At 70.4% G+C, this 22,112-nt stretch carries 6 protein-coding genes; all 6 read right to left on the reverse strand.

Features of this window, described 5'->3' with window-relative positions; genetic code table 11:
* Positions 1–19: 19 nt before the first annotated feature.
* Genes NYR97_RS18925 through NYR97_RS18950 form a run of 6 tightly spaced genes read right to left on the reverse strand, consistent with a single transcriptional unit; the run spans position 20 to position 22,077 of the window.
* Positions 20–2,989: a salicylate synthase gene (locus NYR97_RS18925; protein ID WP_316695259.1), complete on the reverse strand. Its 2,970-nt coding sequence runs from the start codon at positions 2,987–2,989 to the stop codon at positions 20–22.
* Positions 2,990–2,993: 4 nt separating this feature from the next.
* Positions 2,994–3,770 carry a thioesterase II family protein gene (locus NYR97_RS18930; RefSeq protein WP_316695260.1) on the reverse strand — a complete coding sequence of 259 codons (777 nt, stop codon included), beginning with the start codon at positions 3,768–3,770 and terminating at the stop codon, positions 2,994–2,996.
* Positions 3,767–4,912, reverse strand: coding sequence for a Gfo/Idh/MocA family oxidoreductase (locus tag NYR97_RS18935; protein ID WP_316695261.1), 1,146 nt, complete (start codon positions 4,910–4,912; stop codon positions 3,767–3,769). Before NYR97_RS18935 ends, NYR97_RS18930 begins: the two co-directional genes overlap by 4 nt.
* Positions 4,909–14,595, reverse strand: a complete 9,687-nt coding sequence (locus NYR97_RS18940; RefSeq protein ID WP_316695262.1) for an SDR family NAD(P)-dependent oxidoreductase — start codon at positions 14,593–14,595, stop codon at positions 4,909–4,911. The genes NYR97_RS18935 and NYR97_RS18940 overlap by 4 nt, the downstream gene beginning before the upstream one ends.
* Positions 14,588–15,832 carry an MFS transporter gene (locus NYR97_RS18945; protein ID WP_316695263.1) on the reverse strand — a complete coding sequence of 415 codons (1,245 nt, stop codon included), beginning with the start codon at positions 15,830–15,832 and terminating at the stop codon, positions 14,588–14,590. The genes NYR97_RS18940 and NYR97_RS18945 overlap by 8 nt, the downstream gene beginning before the upstream one ends.
* Positions 15,829–22,077, reverse strand: coding sequence for a non-ribosomal peptide synthetase (locus tag NYR97_RS18950; RefSeq protein ID WP_316695264.1), 6,249 nt, complete (start codon positions 22,075–22,077; stop codon positions 15,829–15,831). The genes NYR97_RS18945 and NYR97_RS18950 overlap by 4 nt, the downstream gene beginning before the upstream one ends.
* Positions 22,078–22,112: the final 35 nt, after the last annotated feature.

Here is a 22,112-nt window from a genome sequence, read left to right on the forward strand (position 1 = left end):
TGGCGCGGTGCGGGGGATGTCAGGCGGCGTCGTCGGGGCGGGGACGTCGACGTAGATGGCAAGCCACCGAGGCCAGTTTTTCGCAGGTTTCGGTCCATTCCCGTTCCGGGGTGGAGGAGGGCACCAGGCCGGCGCCGGCCTGCAGCCAGCAGCGCTCGCCGTGTCGGTAAACCGCGCGCAGGACCAGTGCGGCGTCCATCGCGCCGTCGCTATCGACCAGCAGGACGCAGCCGCTGTAGAGCCCGCGCGGCGCCGGTTCGTGGCGTCGGATGCTGTCCAGCGCCTCGCGTTTGGGGATGCCGGATGCGGTCACCGCCGGGAACAGCGTTTCGAAGGCACTCCAGGCATCGCGGCCCGATGCCAGCTGGCCGCTGACCCGCGAGGCCAGGTGTTGCACACTGCCTCGGCAAGAGACCTCCATGAACTCGCTCACGCCCAGCGAATCGGGGCTGCAGATGAGCGCCATTTCCTGCAAGGCGAGCTTCACCGAGACGGCGTGTTCGGCGATTTCCTTGGGGTCGGCGAGCAGCTCGCGGCGTAGCCGTTCGTTCTCTGCCGAGTCGCCGCACAGTGCGCGGGTGCCGGCCAGCGGTTGGGTGGAGACCCGGCCCAGGGCATCGATTTCCACCACCGTCTCGGGGCTGAATCCATACGCCTGGACGTCGCCGTCGCGCAGCAGGAAGGAGCGTGCCGGCGTGTTGCAGCGGCGGCCTGCCCGATAGCTGGCCACCATATCGAGGTCGGCCGGTGCGTCGACGGTGCGCGACAGAATGACCTTCTGGTAGGCCTGCGCATGCATCTCGGCAAGGGCAGCGGCGACGTGCTGCTTGTAGCGGTGCTCGTCGCCCGCGTGCGTGTCCACGGGGATCTGGACAGCTTGGCCAGCCGGCGGCTCGCTGGCGGCATCCTGGGCGAGCACGTGCGCCTGCAGTTGATCCAGATCGGCCGAACTCAGCGCACGCAGCAGCGCCTGGCCGGGGCGCAAGCGGATTTCGGCGCGGGGAATGGACAATGTCAGCAATGGCCGGCTGCCCTGGCTGCCGCCAAGGCCATATATCAGGTGGGCCAATTCGAAATCGGCGCGGCCATAGGCGCGCCAGCCTTCGAACGGAATCCCGGCGAGCGCCTGGGCGACGCCCGCGCATGGCGAGGACGCCGGGCCGAGCGCAGCGTCGCTGCGGCGCACGGTTCCATCCGGCTCGATCACCACCTGCAACAGCGCATCCAGGCCGATGCTGCATTCGTCGCCGCGTTCGTACAGCGTGTAGTGCTGCGACTCCACCGTGGCGGCCAGCCGCGTGGCCAGCTCCAGTGGCGCAGTGGTCACTGCGATGCGGCGTTCGGCGTAGCGCGCGGCGGGCGGCGGCGCTGCTTCGGACGCGCTGGCGCGGCGCTGCTGGGCGATTGCGATCAGCCGCTGCTTGTCGATCTTGCCCACCGGGGTCAGTGGCCAGGCGGCGATCGTCTCGGATTGGTCGGGCAGTTTGAAGGCGCTCAGGCCTTGCGCGCGCAGCGCCTGGCGCAGGCTGGCGGTGTCGATGCCGTTGTCGCTGGGCTGCACGAAGGCGCAGATTCGCTCGCCCAGCACTGCGTCGGGTACCCCCACGACCACCGCTGCCCCCACACCGGCCAGCTGGCCGAGTGCGAACTCGACCTCGGCGGTGGAGATCTTCTCGCCGCCGCGCTGGATCTGCTCCTTGAGGCGGCCTTCCACGATCAGGTTGCCGGCCGGGTCCTGGCGCACCAGATCGCCGGTGCGGTAATAGCCATCGCGGGTGAAGCTGCCGGCATGCTGTTCGGTGGCGCGGTAATAGCTGCCGATGGTGTAGGGGCCGCGGGTGAGCAGTTGCCCCACCTCGCCCGGCGGCACCTGTTGCTCGTGCTCGTCGACGACACGGATCTGGTCCTGCGGCGACAGCGGGCGTCCCTGGGTGTGCAGGATGGTGTCGACCGGATCGTCGAGCCGGGTGTAGCACAGCAGCCCTTCGGCCATGCCGAACACCTGTTGCAGCGGACCCAGTGCGTCGTGGACGCGCCGTGCCAGTGCCGGATCCAGCCGCGAGCCGCCGATCTGGACCAGGCGCAGGCTGGACAGGTCGCTGTCCTCCCAGTCGCGGGCCTGCACCCACAGCTGCGCCAGCGGCGGTACCAGCGCCACATGGGTGACGCGTTCGCGTTCGATCAGCGGCATCGCCTCGTCGCAGCTGGCACTGCGCGACAGCACCACGGTGCCGCCACGCGCCAGCGTGCCGAGGATGCCGGGGCAGGCCAGGGTGAAGTTATGCGCGATCGGCAGCACCGCCAGGTACACGGTGGTCTCGTCCAGCCCGCAGAGTTCGGCCGAGGCGCTGAAGTTGTAGGCGTAATCGCGATGGGTGCGCGCAATCAGCTTGGGCACGCCGGTGGTCCCGCCCGACAGCAACAGCAACGCGGTGTCGCCAGGCGCAGGCACCGGCCATGGCCGTGGTTCGCCATCCAGGCTGGCGAGCGCGTAGGTGCCGGGAGCCTGTGGGCCGGGCTCGCCATCGATGACCACCGCGCGCAGGCAGGGGTGCGCCTGCGTCATCTGCGCGGCCAGCGGCCGGTAGTCGAAACCGCCGAGCTGGTCCGGCACGAAATAGGCTGCCGGCTCGGCCAGGCGGCACAGCGCGTCGATGTCGTGCGCGCGCTGGGTGGGCATCGCCAACACTGGAATCACGCCCAGGCGCAGCAGGGCGAAGCAGACCGTGACAAATCCCATGCCGTTGGGCAGTTGCAGCATCGCGCGGTCGCCGCTGCGCAGTCCCACCGCATGCAGGCCGGCAGCCAGCCGGTCCACGCGGCGGTCCAGGTCGGCGAACGACATCCGGCTGTCTTCGTCCACCAACGCGGTGCGGGACGCATGCAGATGTGCCCAACGGCGCAGGCATTCGCCTAGCGCGGGATGCGGTTCGGACTGGCCGCAGGCCAAAGCGGCGTCTGCAAGCGGATTGCTGCTGAGTGCGTTCATCGAGTCACCTGGCGTGGATCACGCCTGTGGAGTGGAAGGCAAAGCGGCGCGCCAGATGGCGCAGGAAGGCGCGTGGCCGCCGGGTGGCGTAGAAGTGGTCGCCGGCGATGCAGACCGGGCCCTCGGCGTTGCGTAGCCACTGCGCCCACGCCGCAACCTCGCCGCGATCGGCTTCGGCGTCGTTGCTGCCGTGAATCAGCAGGGCGGGCGTGCGCAGGCGCTGCCGGTCCGATGACGCGGGGCGGTGGTAATTTTCGGTAGCGCGGAAGTCGGCGCGCAGCATGGGCAGGAACAGCGCCATCAGCGCAGGCTCGGCCAGCAGCTCGGCGCTGCAGCCGCCGATGTCGACCAACTGCGTCAGGAAGGCGCGGTCGTCCAATGGGCTGAGCCGCCGTCGCCCCCGCAGGTGGGGCGCGTGGCAGCCGGACAGCGCCAGGCCGGCCGGCGATGCGCCCTGGCGTTCCAGCAGCGCACAGGCCTCGAACGCGACCTGCGCCCCCATGCTGTGGCCGGCGAGCACTGCGCGCTGCGGGGCGATGTGCGCTTGCGCAAGCGCTGCGACCAGGTCGGCGGCGAGCGCACCGATGTCCGTGCTGCACGACTCGTGCAGGCGATGGTCGCGGCCGGGATAGATCGCCAGGGACACCTGCAGCTCGCCGGCGTCGATGCCGTGCCAGCTGCGGAAGGCCGCGCCGCTGCCGCCGGCGAACGGGCACAGCACCACGTGCAGCGCCGGGTCCGGCGCCGTCACCAGTGTGCGCAGCCTGCCGTCCGGGGTCATCGCGCCGCGATCGGTTCAGCGTGGCCCGGCGTGGCCGGTTCGCTCAGGTCGAGCAGGTCGAGCAGACGTGGCGCGGGCAGGCTGCGCCCGTGGGCGGGGCCGGCGCAGCGCAGCACCTGTTGCCACAGGCTGGCCAGGGCGAGTTGGTAATCCGGACCGAACGCCGATGGCAGCGCCGCGCCATCCAGATGCTGACGAAGCAGCTGCAGCACCCGGCCCACGCCGGTGGGACCGTCGATCTCGAGGCTGTGCCGCCAATCCGGCGGCGCCGGGTGCAGCACCTGGGTGGCGGGGCGCGCGAACGGATCCTGGCTCTGGTCGTGCGCGCGCTGGTACAGGCTGCGGTCGCTGTCGTGGTGGTGTGGGTCGTACAGCGCCGCTGTCCACAGCACCGGCCCGTGACTGGCTTCCAGCGACAGATAACCGGACGGCCAGCCCAGCGTGAGCTGGTGCATGACCAGGCTGTGCAGGTCCGGATCCTGCGGGTCCAGATAGGTCTGCAGGCGCAGCGAGGCCTGGCACTGCCCCAGGTTCAACCGCAGCAGGGCGAAGGCCCGATCCTGGTCGGCGGTGGCTTCGACAGCGACGTCTGCGGCGCTGCCAGGGACCTGGCAGGCCTGCAGCAACAGGTCCAGCGACGAATACAGCAGTTGCCGGCTGGTGGTCAGCTGGGCGAAATGCGCCGCCTCACCGTCCAGCAACTGGCGGACGCGGCGCGCCCGATCGATCCAGCACACGCCGGCCGGGGTATGCGCGTAGTAGCTGTTGATCCAGTAGGCCCGGCCGTGCGCATGCGCCAGTGCCTGCAGGCGTGCGGCGTCGTCCGGATGCATGGGGTGCTCCTGGATCACGTGCATCCCGCGGCGCAGGAAGGCCTCGGCCAGCGCCGTCCCGGTGCCGCCCACCACGGTGGAGCGCACCACCACGCAGGCGATGTCGATGTCGTCCGGAAGCTGTTCGATGGCGGTGTACAGCGGAATCCCGAAGGCATGCGCCAACTGCTGCGCGCGTGCACTGCCGGTCGCCAGCAGGCCCGCCAGCTCCAGACCGGGCTGGTCCTGCAGAAAGGCGTTGAGGTACATCTCGCCGAACTTGGCGCCGGCGATCAGCACCCGCCGGGGGGTGGGGGAGGAGGCGGTCATGCGGTCTGCTCGGCGATGCGATGGGGGCGTTGTTGCCACTGGCGGATCAGACCAGCGGCGCGTCGGGCACTGCCGTCGTCCATCAGCAGTTGCCAGTGGTCGGCCTCGAGCGTGTGCCGCTCGGCGTGCGGCGCCCACAGCGACCAGTCGTGCTCGGCGGGTGTCCAGTGCGCCGGGCGGCGGGTCGCGCTCAGCCACAGGCACGGCACCGGCAGCAGGTCCGGCGCGGGATGCCGGGCCAGCAGCTCCAGCAACCGCGCGATGCGCTCGATCCAGGCGCGCGCCTGTGCGGGATCGCAGGGGACGGCAGGCACCCCGGCTGCTTCGGCGTTGCGTGCGAAGCAGGCGAGCTGTGCGTCGGAGTCGAGCTGTTCCAGGTCGTCGGGCAGCGGCACCTGGACCCTGCCGTTGGCGATCAGGCGCAGCAGCGTCGCGCGGTTGGAGAAGGCGAAGTCGGCGCGGCAGACCGGATCGATCAGCACCAGCTCCACCTTCGCGCCGGCCTGATGGAGCTGGCGTGCGGTCTCGGCGGCGACGAACGCGCCGTAGGACCAGCCGATCAAGGTCGACGGCCCCTGCGGCTGCATGCGGCCGATCGCAGCGGCATGGCGTGCGGCCAGCGCGTTCAGGCTGCCGGCGGTCACCACCTCCGGAGCCTGCAGCCCGAACACGTCGGTATCCAGGGCATTGGCCAGCAGTCGATAGGCACCGAGTTCGCCATCGGAGGCATGCAAGACGAAGGCGCGCCCGGCTTGGCTACCGCGCGCCAGTGCGATGGGGGCAGGGGGGGGATCGGCCTCGCGCGGGGAATCGAGCAGGCTGCAAAATGCGGCCAGCACTGGATGGGCGAACAAGCCCTGCAGCGTGGCGCCGCGCAGGCCTTGCCGGTGCAACCGGGCAATCATCCGCGTGGCGATCAGGCTGTCGCCGCCGCACTGGAAGAAATCGCTGTCGCGCTGGATCGGCCTGGCCAGCAGTTCCTGCCAGATTCCGGCGAGCTGCCGCTCCAGTGCGGCACGATCGGCTGCGTCGTCGTCCCGCGTGCTGGCGCGCTGCGGGCTGTCGGCAGCGGTGGAAGGCGCTGCCGGCGCTGGTGCCGGCGTGGTGTCGGTGCTGCCCAGGCGTTCGCACTGGCGCAGTTGCAGGGCAGGAAGTCGCGTGCCGAAACGGGCTCGCAGGTCGTCTGCGATCGCCTCCAGGTCGAGCCGGCCGATGCGCTCGGCGCGGGCGACGATCAGGTGCTGGCGCAGCGGCGAGGGCGCCTGCTCCGGCCATGCCAATTCGATGCCGAAGCCGGCCTGCTCCAGGGCGCTGCGCCACATCGGCAGGTCGAGCATCGGCTTGTCGTCCAGAATGCGCGCGTCCTGATAGCCGACCAGGCCTTCGATGAAGCCGACACTGGCCATCTGCAAGGCGCTGTCGCGTTCGGTGGCCTCGGTCAGCATCAGCCGGCCGCCGGGCCTGAGCAGCATGCCGAGTCGGCGCAGCGTGCGCACCACATGGCTGGCGTCGTGCATCACCTGCCCGGCGAAGATCAGGTCGTAGCCCTGTGCCGGGTGCTGGTCGAAGTCGACCGGGCAGTTGATGTCGAGCAGGGCGTAGTCGACATGGGAGGTACTGGCGAACAAGGTGCGCGCATCGTCCAGAAACAGGGTGGAGACGTCGGTGAACCGGTACTGCGCCAGCCGCCCCTGCAGCGCCGGCAGCAGTTGCCGGGTGGTCGAGCCGATGCCCGCGCCGACTTCCAGCACGCGCAGGTCCGAGCGCCCTTCGCTCAGCGCGCGCGCCACCTGCGCGGCGTGCCCGTTGAGACAGCGCGAGGCGGGGTTGTCGATATAGAGCGCATGGGTGGTGGCAGCGCTGTCGGCGAACAGCAGTTCCAGCGGCGAGCGGGTGCCGGTGAGCAGGGCGGCATGTTGGTCGATGCAGCTGTCCAGATAGCCGGCGATGCTGCGGCACCACGGCGCATCCGGTGGCGCTTGCGCCGGGCCAGGATCGACGGCGAGCGCACGTTCGCAGACGAAAGCGTCGCCGTCCTGGCGCAGCCAGCCGCGTGCGCACAGCAGGTGCAGCCATTGTCGTAGCAGGCGGCGGTACTGGGGCAGCGCGCGCAGCCTGGCGTGGACCTCGTCCAGACGATGCCGCTGACCTTGCCGCTCGAACAACCCATGGCCCAGCAGCGTTGTGACGATGCCGCGCACCGCGCGCGTTTCCAGCCAGCTCCAGGCGCCGTCGAGCTCTTGTTGCTGCGCGGTATCGAGCGGCGCGAGCGGGCCTGGATCGCAGGGCGCCTGTTCGGAGGGCAGGCAGTCGCGGTCGGCGGCGACCAGTTGCACCTCGAGCGCGTCGCCTTCCAGGGCGGGCACCGCCTCGGCCTGCGCGATGTCGCTGCGTTCGCGCAGGGCGTCCTCGAGATCGCGTAGGTCGATGCCGGCGTCGTGCACCAGTGCAGGCCAGGGCGCGCGCGCGAATGCGGCCATGCCGCCGCCGTCCAGCAGCTGCATCAATCCGGCCTGCTGCATCACTTCCGGCTGCGCTGCCACCGCGGCCAGCACGGCGCGGTAGTCCTCGAACATGGCCTGGGCCGCTCCGTGTTCGAGCACCTCGTCCATGCAGTACCAACTGCACACCAGTTCACTATCGATCTCCATCACCTGGTGGTCGAGCCAGACCTGCGGGGTCTGCGTGAACACGTGTACCGGATCGCCGAGCAGTCCGGTCAGGGCCTGGTCGATGGCCAGCCCATCCAATGACACGCCGAGCATGCTGGTGAACACCACCGGCATCAGCGGCTGACGCTGGCGCCCGCGGCCCTTGCCGAGTTCGCGCAGCAGTTCCACCCCATTGACCTGGCTGTGCGCGAGGCGTTGCCACAGCCGCTGCTGCGTCCGTTCGATCGACGCGCGCAGCGAGATCGGACCGCTGAGGTCGAAGTCCACCAGCAGCACCGAGGTGAAGTCGCCGATCAGCGCGCGGATCTGCGGGTGGATCGGCCGGCGGTCGAAGAAGGTGAGGTTGAGCGTGAAGTCCGGCTGCCGCGACCAGCGCTCCAGGGTATGGGCGAACAGCGTCAACAGCGCCGCCGACGGCGTGACGCCCCAGCGCTGCCATTCCTGTTTGAGGGCCGCCCAGGCGGACGCGTCCAGCCGGGTCTGATAGGTGGTGAAGCGCGGCTGGGTCGTCGCACACGCGGCCGCCAGCGGCAGGCGCGGGGCGGGCGGGAGGTCGGCGAGCAGCGCTTGCCAGTAGCGCCAGGACGCCTGCCAGCTGTCCTCCTGGCGGCGGGCCTGTTCGGCCAGCACGTAGTCGCGGAAGGTGATGGGCAGCGGCGGTAGATCCTCGCTGCGGTATGCGCGGGCCAGGTCGTCCAGCATGACCTTGAAGCTCTGCACGTCGAACATCAGCAGATCCAGGTTCATGTGCAGCCGGTAATGGCGACCATCCAGTTCGCTGGCGACCAATTCGAACAGGGGCCAACGATCGGTGGGCGGCACGCGGTAGGACAACGCCTGTCGGGTGTCTGCGAGCGCCTGCTGCCGCTGTTGTGCAGAGAGCGCACGCAGATCGTGGCGTTCGATTCGGTAGACCGGCACCTGGGCGAGGATGCGCTGCTGGCCGTCGGCATCCACCACCATGCGCAACATGTCGTGGCGCTGCACCAACGTGTTCCAGGCGCGCTCCAGGCGCACAAGGTCGAACGCGTCGTGGCGCAGGTCCCATTCGAACAGCACATGGCAGGCCACGCCGCCGTAGTCGATCAGATCGGTGCGGCCGAGCCAGTAAGCGTGCTGGATCGCGGTCAGCGGGAACGGCTGGTGGCGGCCGGGCGCGTCGTGCTCCAGCGCGGCTGGCACCTGCCCGGTGGGGGTGACGGAGGCGGGGTCGCCGGCCAACGCGGCGATCAGCGTGGTCAGCCCGGTCACGCTGAGGTCGCGATACGCGCGTTCGGCGTCCAGGCGCACGCCGAGCTGGCGCTGGATGTCGCTGCTCAGTTCCAGGAACAACAGCGAATCGAGCCCCAACTGCAGCAGGTCGCGTCCGGGCGAGAGCCGGCTGGGATCGTCCAGCCGCAGTTGCGCGGCGATGCGCTCGCTCAGCCAGGCACTCACCGCCGCGGTGTCGTGGAGGTCGGTCGGTGCCGGCGACGACGTGGCCTGGTCGGGTGTGGCGTGGCCGGCGCGTGCGGTTCTGGCGTTGCTGGCAGCCGATGGGTCGGCGCCGACGACGGGCGCCAGCAGGGCGCGACGCTGGGGGTCCAGTCGCTCGGTCAGCACGCGCATGGCCAACCGGTAGGGCGCTGCGCGCATCACCGCCTGGTCCAGATGCCACAGGCCTTCGGCGCTGGCCAGCAGTCCCATGCCGCTGGTGGCGAGCTGGTTCTGCAGGGCGGGATCGACGGCGCGGCCGGTGTCGCCCCAGGCGCCCCAGCCGATGGACATGACCTTGGGCAAGGTGTGCGGATCTTGCGCCAGGGCCAGGCCGTCCAGATAGGCGCTGGCCAGCGCATGCGCGCCCTGGCCGGCGGCGCCCAGCGCCGCGGCGGCCGACGAATACAGCAACAGATAGCGTCCGTGATGTGCCTGCAGCCAGGCCTGTAGCCTGCGTGCGGCCTGCGCTTTCACCGCCAGCACCGCTGCCATCCGGGTGCGGTCCAGTGACGCCAACGGCGCATCGTGCAGCAGCCCCGCCGAGTGGATGACCCCGGCGATGCCGCCGTCTGCCTGCAGTGTCTCCAGTGCCTGGGTGAGCTGCTCCGGATCACCGACGTTACATGGCAGCCAGTGCAGCCGGCAACCGTCCCGTTCGCTCAGCATGTGCTGGAAGTCCGCCCAGTCCGCAGGGGCGCGCGGCGCCAACAGCGCGATCCGGCGTGCACCATGCCGGGCAAGCCATTGCACGCTGAGGCGGCCCAGGCCGCCGAAGGCACCGGTCACCACATGCCAGCCCGCATCCGCCAAGCCGGCAGGAGGCAACGCGGGCGCGCAGTGAGGCTGGGCAACCAACTGCGGCAGCAACACGCGGCTGCCACGCACCGCGATCCAGCGCTGGCCTGCCGCCGCGGCTGCGAGTGCCGGCAGCAGGTCCTCCCAGCCGGTCTGGGCATCCAGATCCACCACCGCGAGCGCGCGTGCGGGGTGTTCGGCGGCGGCCACCCGCAACAGTCCCCAGGCCGCATGGTGCACCGGGTCGACACGCGCATCGGCGCCGATCTTCCAGGCACAGCGGGTGACCACCACCAGCGGCTGGTCGCCCGAGAGCGCAGCCAGCAACGGGGTGACGATCGACAGTGGATCCTGGTCGCCGCTGTCCAGTAGCAGCAGTGCCTGCGGCGCCTGTGGCGCAAGCCGGACGCCTGCCGCGTGCAGCGCCGCCACGGTCTCTGCGGTGGCATCGCACAGGGCAAATTGCTGCGGCGTGGCAGCGCAGGCGGCAGCGATCGACCATTGCCACGCGTAGTGCGTGGCCGGGGCCGGCAGCGGCGCGGGTAGGCCCGGCGCGGCAGCGCAGGCGGCCAGGGTGAAGCGCCATCCGTCCTGGGCGTCGCCGGCCTCGATGTCGACCTGCGGCGCAGCGAATGGGGCAGCCCGCCAGCGCAGCCGCACCAGCGCCAGCTGCCTGGGGACTGCCGGCGTGTCGGCCGGAACCAGCGTCTGGCCGCTGCCGTGGCGACGCGCCAATTCGGCGCATGCGGCATGGACGCGCTCCTGCCAGCGCGTGTCCTGACCGGCACAGTCCGACCAATCGGCCAGATAGCAGCCGTCGTCGGTGAGCGCGTGACCGAGGATGCTGTCGCCAGCGCCGGCCTGCCAGGGCAGTACCAGGTCGGTCGCCTGTCCCGGTGCGGTCGCCAGCAGGATGTGCTCGCTGATTGTCGCGGTCGGGGTGCCGTCCTCGGGCAGCCAGTCGACGCGTTCGAAACCGGCGGCCAGGCAATGCTGCTTCCAGCGCGCAGTGCTGAGGAACAATTCGCCGCCACGGGCTGCGGCGTCATGCAGCGGTGCGACCAGCGGGCCGAACACGAAATCGAACAAGCGCATCGGCCGGGTGATCTCGCGCAGCAGCAGCCGGCCGCCCGGCTTCAGCAGCGGATAGAGGTTGGCGAGGGTGCGCCCGACATGCTGGGTGGCATGGATCACGTTGGCGGCCACGATCAGGTCGTAACCGGCAGCGTCGAAGCCTTGCGCCTGCGCGTCCTGCTGCAGATCCAGTTCGCGGTACGCCACAAAGCCGTACTGGGCGAACTTGCGCTCGGCGCGGCGGGTGAACAGCGCCGAGATGTCGGTGAAGTCGTAGTGCAGGGCGGGCTGGTCGGCCAGCTCGGGCAGCAACCAGGCGGTGGTGCCGCCGGTGCCGCCACCGACCTCGAGGATGCGGTAGGGCTGGTGCTGGCGGCGCTGCGCCTGGCGTTCCTGCATCAGACCCGCCAGCGTGCCGGCGGCGATCTGGTTGAAGTAGCGCCCGAAGCTGAAGTCCTGGTAGAGCACTTCGACACCGGCGGATGCGCCTTCGGGAAAGATGACCGCGACCGGCTCCACCTGACCGCTCATCATCGCGTACAGCTGCTCGCCGGCGCGGGCGACGGTATCGGCGATGACATCCAGACCTTCGCAGCAGGCGCGCAGCGTCTCGATCAGCGCCGCGCGCGGCTCCTGCGGAAGCGCGCCGGCGGCGCTGTAGCGGTGGTTGTCGCGGCGGTAGTAGCCATCCTCGACACAGGCATCGAGCAGGCGGGTGAGCAACTGGCGGTGGCGCGGCAGCAGGCGCCCGCCGCGCAGCACCTCCAGCACGCTCGCGCCTTGCTCGATGCGCGCGCCGACGCAGCGCCGCACCAGCGCGTCGACGTCGATGGCGTGCAGCTTGGTCACGCAGGCATACAGCGCATGCAGGCGTGGCAGATCGAGTTGGGTGGCGGCCTGCAAGGCGATGCGCCGGCCCGCCTCCAGTGCGCCTGACCCGACCCAGGACGCCTGCGCCGCAGCCCCGGGAACCGGTTCGGCTTCGCGCCAATAGCGTTCGGTGTCGAACGGGTACAGCGGCGCGTGGATCTTGCGACCCGATGAAGCCAGCAGGCTGTGCCAGGGGAGCTCCACTCCGGCCGCATACAGCTGCAGCAAGGCCTGCTGCAACTGGGCCGGCGCGGGTTGATGGCGCCGGGCGCTGGCGATCCACGTCGCTGCGTCCGCCAGCTCACGGGTGCCGATGCCGGTCAGCGGGGCGTCCGGGCCCAGTTCCAGGAAAACATCCGCACCCTGCGCGAGCGCGGTGCGCAGGGCCTGGATGAAACGCACCGGCTCGCGCAGATGGCGGCGCCAGTAGTCGGGTGCGTCGAGTCCCTGCGCGTCGATGACCTCGCCGGTCAGCGTGGAGATCAGCGGCAGGCGGCCGGGCGTGGCGTGCAGGCTGGCCGTCGCGCGCTGGAAATCGTCGAGGATGGGGTCGAGCTGCCGGGAATGCGCCGCGCCGGCAACCGACAGCCGGTTGCAGCGGATTTCGCGTGCGTCCAGCGCCGCAGCGAACGCGTCGATGGCCTCGCGCTCGCCGGAGAACACCAGATGGCGATCGCCGTTGCAGGCGGCCAGTTCCAGGCCGAGCGGCGCGGCCAGCGGCAGCAGGGTGGCGTGGTCGGCAAACGCCGACAGCATGCCGCCGCCGCTGCAGCGCTGCATCAGCGCGCCGCGCAAGCAGACCAGACGCATCACCGCATCGGCCGGGTAGTGTCCGGCGACCACTGCGGCGGCGAATTCGCCCACCGAATGGCCCAGCACCAGGTCCGGCTGCAGCCCCAGCGATTGCCAATGCGCGGCCATCGCCAGTTCGAAGGCGACGATCGCCGGCTGTGCGTAGTCGGTGCGTTCCAGCAGCGCGCCGTGCTGCCCCAGCAAGGCCTCGCGCAGCGAGGGCGTGAGCGGTTGGTCACTGCCCTCGCAGGCGGCCAGGCAGTGGTCAAGGCGGTCCGCGAAGGCGGGCGAGTGCCGATACAGGGCCTGGCCCATGCCGGGCCAGTGCGACCCCTGGCCGGTGAACAGCCAGGCCTGCTTGCCAGGCTCGCCATCGCCCTGCTGCAGCAGCACGTCGTCCTCGCCGGCGGCGCAGGCGGCCAGTGCGGCAGCGGTTTCCTCCGACAGCGGCGTGGCCAACCGGAAGCCGAGCTGCAACTGGCGGCCGTGCAAGGCGGTGTGGGCCAGATCGGCCGGCTGCGCGCTGTCCAGCGCTTGCGCATAGGCACCGGCCAGGCGCCGCAACGCGGCTTCGCTGGCGGCGCTGAGCAGCAATGTGCCGGTTTGGGCAGCGTTCGCGTCCGGGCCGGCGGCGGTCGCGGCGGCGCGCAGTGGCTCGGGCAGGCAGGCAACGATCAGGTGGCAGTTGGTGCCGCCGATGCCGAACGAGGAGACTCCGGCGCAGCGGATCGGCGCGTGCCACGGTTCGGCCTGGGTGGGGACGTGGAAGGGGCTGTCTTCCAGTCGCAGCGCCGGATTGGGGCTGCGGAAATGCAGGCACGGCGGAATGATCGCGCGCTCCACCGCCAGGACTGCCTTGAGCAGGCTGGCGATGCCGGCGGCGGTGTCCAGATGGCCCAGGTTGCTCTTGACCGACCCCAGTGCGCAGGCCGGGCCGTCGTCGCGCCGGTGGAACACCGAGCGCAGCGCCTCCACTTCGATCGGATCGCCCAGCGGGGTGGCGGTGCCGTGCGCCTCGATCAGGCCGATCTGCCGGCTCTCCACGCCTGCCAGCGTCATTGCCTCGCGAATCACCTCGCCCTGGCCGGCGACCGAGGGCGCGGTGTAACCGACCTTGCGCCCGCCGTCGTTGTTGACGGCACTGCCGAGTACGACCGCGACGATCGGGTCGCCGTCGCGCAGCGCGTCGGCCAGGCGGCGCAACACCACCGCGCCGGCCCCGTTGCCGCCGAAGGTGCCCTGGGCCTGGGCGTCGAACGGCCGGCACAGGCCATCGGGGGAGAAGATCATGCCCGGCTGGTACAGATAGCCCGATTGCTGGGGAAACGACACCGCGACCCCGCCGGCCACCGCCATGTCGCATTCGCCGGCGCGCAGGCTCTCGCAGGCCATGTGCACCGCTACCAGGGAGCTGGAACAGGCGGTCTGCACCGAGATCGCCGGGCCGTGCAGGTTCAACTTGTAGGCCGCGCGGGTGGCCACGTAGTCCTTGTCGTTGCCCATCAACGATTGCAGGCCCTTGACCTGCGCCACCTCGGCAATGCGCAGCGGTTCCTTGCCCGGATAGGTGCTGACCCGGGCGGAACCGAACACGCCGGTCTTGTGGGGCACCTGGCGGGGGGCATAGCCGGCGTGCTCCAGGGCATGCCAGGCGATCTGCAGGAACAGCCGCTGCTGCGGGTCGATCGATTCGGCTTCCTGGCGTGAATAGCCGAACAGGCCGGCATCGAAGGCGTCGGCATCGGCGACCACGCTGCCGACCCCGACGAAGTTGGGCGCATCGATGGTGGAAGCCGGCAGGCCGGCATCGAGCAGTTGCTGCCGCGAGAAGTGGCGGCTGCAGGCCTGCCCGTTCACGAGGTTGTGCCAGAGCGCCTCGTTGTCGGGAGCGTCGGCGAAGCGGCCGGCGTGGCCGATCACCGCGACCGGATCGCAGCCGGGATAGTGCTGGGTCACCAGGGCGCGAAAATCGGGTTGCGCGTTGCCGGGCGAGGCGTCATCCATTGCGGGGGCTCAGGCAGGTGTCGAGAGGGGCTGCCGGCTGCGCGCGAGCGCTCCGGCAGACGCGGCGACGCAACCGGCTGGCAGGCCACAGGCACAGCACGGCGACTGCGGCGAGCAGGGTCAGGGCGCTCTGGTAACCGGCGTGGTGCGCAAGGCGCAGGGTTGCCATGGACGCGGCCAGGGCGACGGCCATGTCCAGCGACTGGAACAGCGCGTAATCGGAGGCCGGCTGGTGCGGCCGCACCAGGCCCATCAGCACGTTGTAGAGCATCACAAAGCCAATCGCGGCAGCGGTGTTGACCAGTCCGAACACCACCAGCCAGGCGCTCAGCCCGAAACGCGAGTAGCCCAGCGCGATCGCGCAGGCCAGCGCGGCATGCAGCAGCATCACCGGCAGCAGACCGCGCGCTGCACCGACGCGCCGCGCCAACCAGCCACCGAGCACCACGCCCAGGCCGCTGGCGAGGGTGCTGAACACGGTGATCGCCTGACCCAGCGCGACCAGGCTCAGTCCCTGGTCCACCAGCAGCACGGTCTGCAGCGCCATCAGGCCGCGCATGGCCAGGTAGTAGATGGCGGTCAGCGCCAGCGCCGGCCACAGCATGCGCAGGCCGGCGGGATCGAACCGGGGCTGCGCGGGAAGCGTGCTGTGCGCAATGGGTTGACGCACCAGCAGCACCGGAATCAGCAGCAGCAACGACATCCCCGCCATGCACAGGAAGCCGGCAGTCCAGCCGGCCTGCTGCGCCACTGCCAGGAAGCCGAACACGCCCAGCGGAATGCCCAGGTAGCTGCCACCGACCTGGGCGGCGTTGGCGAGCGGGCGGCTGCCTGCGTCGGTGGTGCAGATGACGATGCCGTTGGCATAGATGCCATGGCTGGCCGACAGCAAGGTCAGCAGCATCAGCGCGCAGACCACCACGGCGGTGGAGCGGGTTGGGTCGGTCAGGGTGGGCGCGATCAGCGCGATGCCGGCCAGCGACGCAGCCATGCCGAGCTGCAACAGCACCAGACTGCCGAGGAAGCGGTTGCCGCGCAGCGACCGCGCATTCCGCTCGCACCAGGGCGCCCACAGGAATTTGCCGACCCAGGGCAGCATCGCCAGCGACAGCCAACTGAGCTGTGCAAGGTCCAGTCCCGCGTGGCGGTAATAGCCGACCACGCCCTGCATCACCAGGGCGGTGAGCATGCCCTGGTGCAGGTAGTAGCACCAATGCGGGAGGTAGCGGGCGATCATGCCTCGCCCCGCCGACGCTGTGCACGCGCCTTGCGCTGCTCCAGCAGCGTTTGCCGCCCGGGTTCCGGCAAGGGGGCGGTGGCGGGGGCAGCGCCGGCCAATCCAGCCAGATGCAGCGCCAGCGCGTGCGGCGTGGCATGTGCGAACAGGTCGGTCACCGCGAGGCCGGCGTGCCCGGCCTGGCGCAGCTGCAGATGTAACTGCACCAGCTGTAACGAGGAGGCACCTGCCTCGAAGAAGCTTTGCCGAGCGGCGATCGGCAGCTCGGTGACGCGTTGGAACTGTGCGCGCAACGTGTCCACCAGCACCGCATCGGCCGCTGGCGGCTGGGCGGCGGCAGCGGCGGTGGTCATTTGGGCGAGCGGCGCCGTTGCGACACGTGCGGTGGCGTGCCCCAGCGCCGGCGGCACCAGCGAGTCGAGTGTCAGATCCCAGGCGCCGGGATCGCCGGCGAGGCGGCGCAGCAGGGCTGCGTACTGGTCGAACATGGCCGACAGCTGCGCCGGGTCGAACAGCGCTTCCACCGCGTCCCAGTTGAAGCGCAGCTCACCTTCTGACTCGTAGACCTGGTGGTCCAGCCAGACCTGTGGCGTCTGCGAGATGCCCCGGCGCGGTTTCAGCGCTGCGGCCTGCGCCAGGAACCGGTCGCCGGCAAACCCGATTGCGCTGGTAAAGACCACCGGCATGGCCGCCGCCGACTGGCCGCGGCGCTGCGCCAGCTCGCGCATGACGCGGATGGCCGAGACATCGCGATGCACCAGGTCCTGCCGTAGGCGCTGCTGCAGCTGCTGGGCGCTGGTGCGCCAGTCCATGGCGGGCTGCCAGGCCACCAGCAGCAGCGAGGTGAAGTCGCCCAGCACCGCGTCGATCTGCGGATGCAGCGGACGCCGGTCGAACAGGGTGAGGTTCACGCACAATTCGCTGTCCGCGCTCCAGGCCGACAGCACCGCCGCGTAGGCGGACAACAACAACGCCGACGGCGTCAGCCCTGCCTGCTTGGCGCAGGCCTTGAGCGCGGCCCATTCGCCCACGCTGAGGCGGTCGGACAGGCGCACGAAGTGCGGCACGCCGATATCGACCGGATCGCGACGCAGCGGCAGTTGCGGCGCGGCCGGCAGGCGATCCAGTCGCCGCTGCCAGTACGCCAGCGAGGCGTCGCTGGGTGGCTGGCCGGCGATATGCGCCAAATAGTCGCGAAAGCCGATGTCCAGGTGCGGCAACGCACGCTCGGGGTCGGCGTAGAGCTGCTCCAGCTCGGCCAGCAGGATCTGCATGCTCAGTCCGTCCAGCAGCAGGTTGTCGAGGCAGACGAACACGCGGCCGTTGCCGCTGTCGTCCTCGGCTGCCTGCACGTCGAAGACCGGCCAGCGTGTCGGATCGAGCACCTGACAGGACAGCCGCGCGTACAGCGCGCTGGCCTCGGCGTGGTCGAAATGCGCGACGCGATGACGCTGCAGGGTGAACGCCGGAACTTCGGCCAGCACCTGCTGCCGGCCCTCGCGTACCACCGCGCGCAGCATGTCGTGGCGGGCGATCAGGCGGTTCCAGGCGGCCTCGAAGCGGGGCACGTCCAGGTCGGCGACCTCGAATTCGACAAAGAAATGCGCGCCGACGCCGCCGAGCGGGAAGCCGGGCTGGCGTCCCACCAGATAGGCCTGCTGCACCTCGGTGAGCGCAAACGGCGTGTGCCGCGCTGTCGGGTCGGCTCGCAGCTGCTCGGCACCACGATCGCCTCGCGTTTGCACGGTGGCCGCAAAGGTGGCCAGCGTGGGGTAGTCGAATAGATCGCCCAGGCGGGCAGCGAAGCCGGCCTGATCCAGTGCGCCGATCAGCCGGGTTGCCAGCAGGCTGTCGCCGCCGAGCTGGAAGAAGTGGCTCTGCCGGTGCAGCGCCGGCGCCTGCAGCAGCGCGCGCCACGCGGCGGCGATGGCGATCTCGACATCGCCACACGGCGGTTCTGGTGCGGCCTCGGCCGGTTGGGCGGGTTGGCAGAGCGCGCCCAGGGCCTGGTGGTCGACCTTGCCGTTGGCGGTGAGCGGCAGCGCGTCCAGGAAGACCAGTCGCTGCGGCACCATGTAGGCAGGCAACTGTGCGGCCAGCGCCGCCGACAGTTTGCGCGGATCGGGCTGGCGCAGCTGCGCAGGCGCACGCAGCACGAAACGTTGCTGATCGCCTGCCGCATCGACCAGTGCATCGTGCAGGCCGCGCTGCCGGAAGGCGGCCTGCCAACCGGCAGCGTCGCGCAGACGGCTGCCGAGCGCTTCCCCATCCTGCGCCAGCAGGTCGGCGCTGACCAGGGCCAGACAGGAGGCACTGCGCAATTCGAGCACGTGGATCAACGCCGCCGGCGCGGCCAGCATGGCGAGCGCGTCCAGTGCGTCATCGCCAAGCCGGTGCAAGGCGTTGCACGACAGCACCAGGTCGGCGCAGTGGGCCAATTCCATCTGCGCGGCGCGATCCCAGCGCCTCACGCAGGCATGCGGGTAGGCGGCAAGCCGGTCGGTTGCGCGCAGCACCATGTCCTGCGAGGCCTCCAGCGCGGTGTAGCTGAGCTGGTCCACGCCCAGGCGGCGCAGCAGCACTTCGGCGGCCAGACCGGTGCGTGCGCCGATCTCGACAGCGCGCACCGGGCGGCCCAGCGTCTGCGACAGCGCCTTGAGCGCAGCGGCCAGCGCATCGATTGCGGCAGGCGTGCCCCGGCTTTGCAACAGCAGCCGCTCGGGCGCCCACACTGCATGCTCAAGCAGGGTGAACGCCGGCCGTTGGTCGCGCAGAATCAGCGCCACGGCCTCATGGTGGGCGAGCAGGGCCTCGGCGGTTGCGCCGAGCGGGTCGCCGCTGGCAGGTTGCCAGGGCGCCTGATGGTAGAGCCGCCCGCGAACATAGCCCTGGCCCTGCGCAGCGTGGTCGAGGCGCTGCTGGCTTACCAGCAGGTCCAGCCAGCGTTGCAGCAGGCCGCGCCAGCGCGGCGCAATGCCCTGTTGGTGGACGATCGCATCGACATCGGTCGCTGCAGTGAAGTCCAGACCCTGCCGGCGTAGATGCGCGAGTACAAAGTCGGCGACCAGGCGTTCGACCTCCGGCTCACGCGTCGGCTCGGCGGCAATCGGCGCAAACAGACCGGCATAGTCGGCCGGCAGCGCAGGGTCGGCGTGGCGCAGGCTGTGCAATGCATCGCCCCGGGCCACGACGAAGGCGGCCAGCGATTTCTCGCGCTCGCCCACCGCCATCGCCACGGCCTGACGCACCCCGTCGATGCGCTGCAGGGCGGTCTCGATTTCGCCCAGCTCGATGCGGTGGCCGCCGATCTTGACCTGGGTGTCGCGGCGGCCAAGGAATTCCAGGGTGCCGTCGGGCCAGTAGCAGCCCAGGTCGCCGGTGCGGTACCAGCGGCCATCGGCGGCGGCGACGAACTGCCGGGCAGTGCGCTCGGGATCGTTGAAATAGCCCAAGGCGACGCCTTTGCCGCCGATCCACAGCTCGCCCGGCACCCAGTCGGGGCAGTCGCGGCCGTGATCGTCGACCACCCGGTAGCGCTGGTTGGCCAGCGGGGTTCCGTAGGGAATCGAGCGCCATTGCGGCGGCACGTGCTGCACGTCGCAGACGTTCGACCAGATCGCCGCTTCGGTCGCGCCGCCCATCGCGACGAACTGCCCGTCGGGGCGGAACGCCCGGTAGCGCTGCGGCAGGTCCAGCCCGATCCAGTCGCCGGAAAGCAGCGTCAGGCGCAGCCGGGCCGGCGCGTGCAGCTGCAGGCCCTCGCTATAGGTCAGCAGCATGTCGAACAACGCCGGCACGCTGTTCCAGACCGTGATGCGGTGGCTGTCGATGATCTGGCACCACGCGGCGGGATCCCGGCGTTGCGCTTCGTCGACGAGCACCAGGGCGCCTCCGGCCGCCAATAGACCGAAGATGTCGAATACGGAGAGATCGAAGTGCAGCGCCGACAGCGCCAGCACACGGTCGCCGGCCGCGAGCCGGTAGCGCTGGTTGATGTCGGCGCAGGTATTGAGCGCCGCGCGGTGCGAGATGGTCACGCCCTTCGGCGTGCCGGTCGAGCCGGAGGTGTAGATGACGTAGGCGGGGTGTTCCGGGTCCACGTCGATGGCGGCGGACATGGGCGCGTGGTCGATGGCTTCCTGCCAGCACAGCACCGGTGGATCGGTGGGGTCGGTGTCCTGTACGGCGCCGGGCTGTGCGTCGTCGCGGCAGGTCAGCACCACGGTCACGCCGGCGTCGCGCTGGATCTTGCGGCGACGTTGCGCCGGTTGGTCGAGCGCGACCGGCACGTAGACCGCACCGGCAGACAACACCCCCAGCACCGCGACCACCTGTCCGATGCCCTTGGACATGACGATGGCCACCGTGTCGCCGGGGCGCACGCCGTGATCGGCGAGCGCCCCGGCGCAACGCCGCGCCTGCTCGGCCAGATCGGCATAGCGCAACGAGCGGGTGCCGTGGATGAGCGCGAGCGCCTGCGGGTTGCGCTCGGCGGCGGCGAAGAAGCCCTGATGCAGCAGCCCGCGCGGGACCGGCCGCGCGGTGGCGTTGATCCGCGCGCGCACCTGGCGCTGGGTGGCCGGCATTGGGTCCGGCAACGGCAGGTGCCACGCGTCTGCGTCGTCCACCAGGCGGCGGACCAGCGCCATGTAGGCCTCGAACAAGGTGTCGACCAGACCCTGCGGGAACAGCGTCGCGTTGCTGTCCCATTGCAGGCACAGCGCCGAGTCGTGTTCGAACGCCAGATGGTCGATCCAGACCTGCGGCGTCTGCGAGATCCCCCAACCGGGTTCGCCCAGCAGCGGGCCGGTGCCATCGCCGTACAACGGGCGGCCGAGGTTGCTGGTGAACACCACCGGCGCACCGTGCGGATGGGTCTGCTGCTTGCGCAACGCGCGCAGCAGTTCCACGCCCGACCAGTGGCGATGTTCGTAAGCGTCTGCGAAGGCGTCCTGATTGCGTTGCGCGAGCGTATCGAACGCGGCGCCTTCGCCGCACAGGTCGAGCAGCAGCACATTGGTGAAGTCGGCGAGCATGCGCTCGACCGACGGATGCAGCGGCTGGCGGTCGAACAGGGTGAGGTTGAGCAGCAGGCGCGGCTGATTGCTCCAGCGCGCCAGCACGGCGCCGAAGCAGGTCGCCAGCGCCATGGTCGGGGTCACGCCGCTGGCGCCTGCATGGGTCTTGAAGCGTTCCCAGTCGGCGCTCTCCAGTGCGGCGCGGTGCCGGCGGATGCGGACCGATTCGATCCGCTCCGGTTCGCAGGCCAGCGGCAGCGCCGGTGCGCGTGGCAGGGTGTCCAGCCGGTCCAGCCAATGCCGCTGCGCACGCTCGCGGGCGGGTCCGGTCTGGTGCTGCAGTTGGGCCAGATAGCTGCGGAAGTCGTAGCCGGGATCGGGCGCCGCAAGCGTGTCGCCGCGCAGCAATGCAGCCAGTTCTTCGAACACCAGCGTGAAACTGGCCGCGTCGAGCACCAGCAGATCGATGTTGACGTGCAGCCGATGGCGGCCATCAGGCAGCAGCGAAAGCTGGAAATCGATGGTTTCGCCGCGTTCGACGGCCAGCACGCGATGCCCGAGCCGTTCGCGCAGATCCAGCAGGGCGGCGTCGCGCGCGGCGGTGTCCATCGCACGCAGGTCGTGGATGGCCAGACCGGGCCACCGGGATTGCGCGTCGTATTGCTGCAGCCCATCGCTGCGAAAATGCACGCGCAGCATAGGATGGCGCTGGATCAGCGCCTGCACCGCTGCTTCCAGCGCCCGGCTGGACAGGCCGGCGCCATCGAATTCCTGGTAGAGGTGACAACCGACCCCGCCGAGCGTTTGTTGTGGGGAGCGGCCGACCAGATAGGCATGCTGCACCGGCGTCAGCGCGAAGGCCTCGCCGTCGCGCATCTGCGGCCACCCCGATGGCGCGGCGGCCGGCACGTGCGCGGCGGCGGTCCTGTGCCGCAGCAGGCGGCTCCACCCGGCTGCCGTGGGCGCGGCATACAGCTCGCGCAGCGTGACCTTGTAGCCGCGTTGGCGCAGCCGGTTCAGCCACGCCATCAGATGCATGGAGTCCATGCCGAGCTGGATCAGACTGGCATGCGCATCCAGGTGTGCGGTCGGGATGCCCAGGTCGGCTGCGAGCTCGGCGTGCAGTGTCGGGTCGGTTTGCGCAGGATCCGTCTGCAGCGCGGCGGTGCTTGCGGGAGCGTGGCGCTGGATTTGCGGTTCGGTGTCAGAGGCCACGGTCGAGCTCATAGGGATCGTTCCAAGCCGACATGACGCGTGTCGGC

Source organism: Xanthomonas hydrangeae, assembly GCF_032697525.1.
Lineage (GTDB): Bacteria > Pseudomonadota > Gammaproteobacteria > Xanthomonadales > Xanthomonadaceae > Xanthomonas > Xanthomonas hydrangeae.

Bases quoted from the DNA above. Each gene is read 5' to 3' on its own strand.
- NYR97_RS18925 (WP_316695259.1), bottom strand. From the start codon at position 2,989: ATGAACGCACTCAGCAGCAATCCGCTTGCAGACGCCGCTTTGGCCTGC.
- NYR97_RS18930 (WP_316695260.1), bottom strand. From the start codon at position 3,770: ATGACCCCGGACGGCAGGCTGCGCACACTGGTGACGGCGCCGGACCCG.
- NYR97_RS18935 (WP_316695261.1), bottom strand. From the start codon at position 4,912: ATGACCGCCTCCTCCCCCACCCCCCGGCGGGTGCTGATCGCCGGCGCC.
- NYR97_RS18940 (WP_316695262.1), bottom strand. From the start codon at position 14,595: ATGGATGACGCCTCGCCCGGCAACGCGCAACCCGATTTTCGCGCCCTG.
- NYR97_RS18945 (WP_316695263.1), bottom strand. From the start codon at position 15,832: ATGATCGCCCGCTACCTCCCGCATTGGTGCTACTACCTGCACCAGGGC.
- NYR97_RS18950 (WP_316695264.1), bottom strand. From the start codon at position 22,077: ATGAGCTCGACCGTGGCCTCTGACACCGAACCGCAAATCCAGCGCCAC.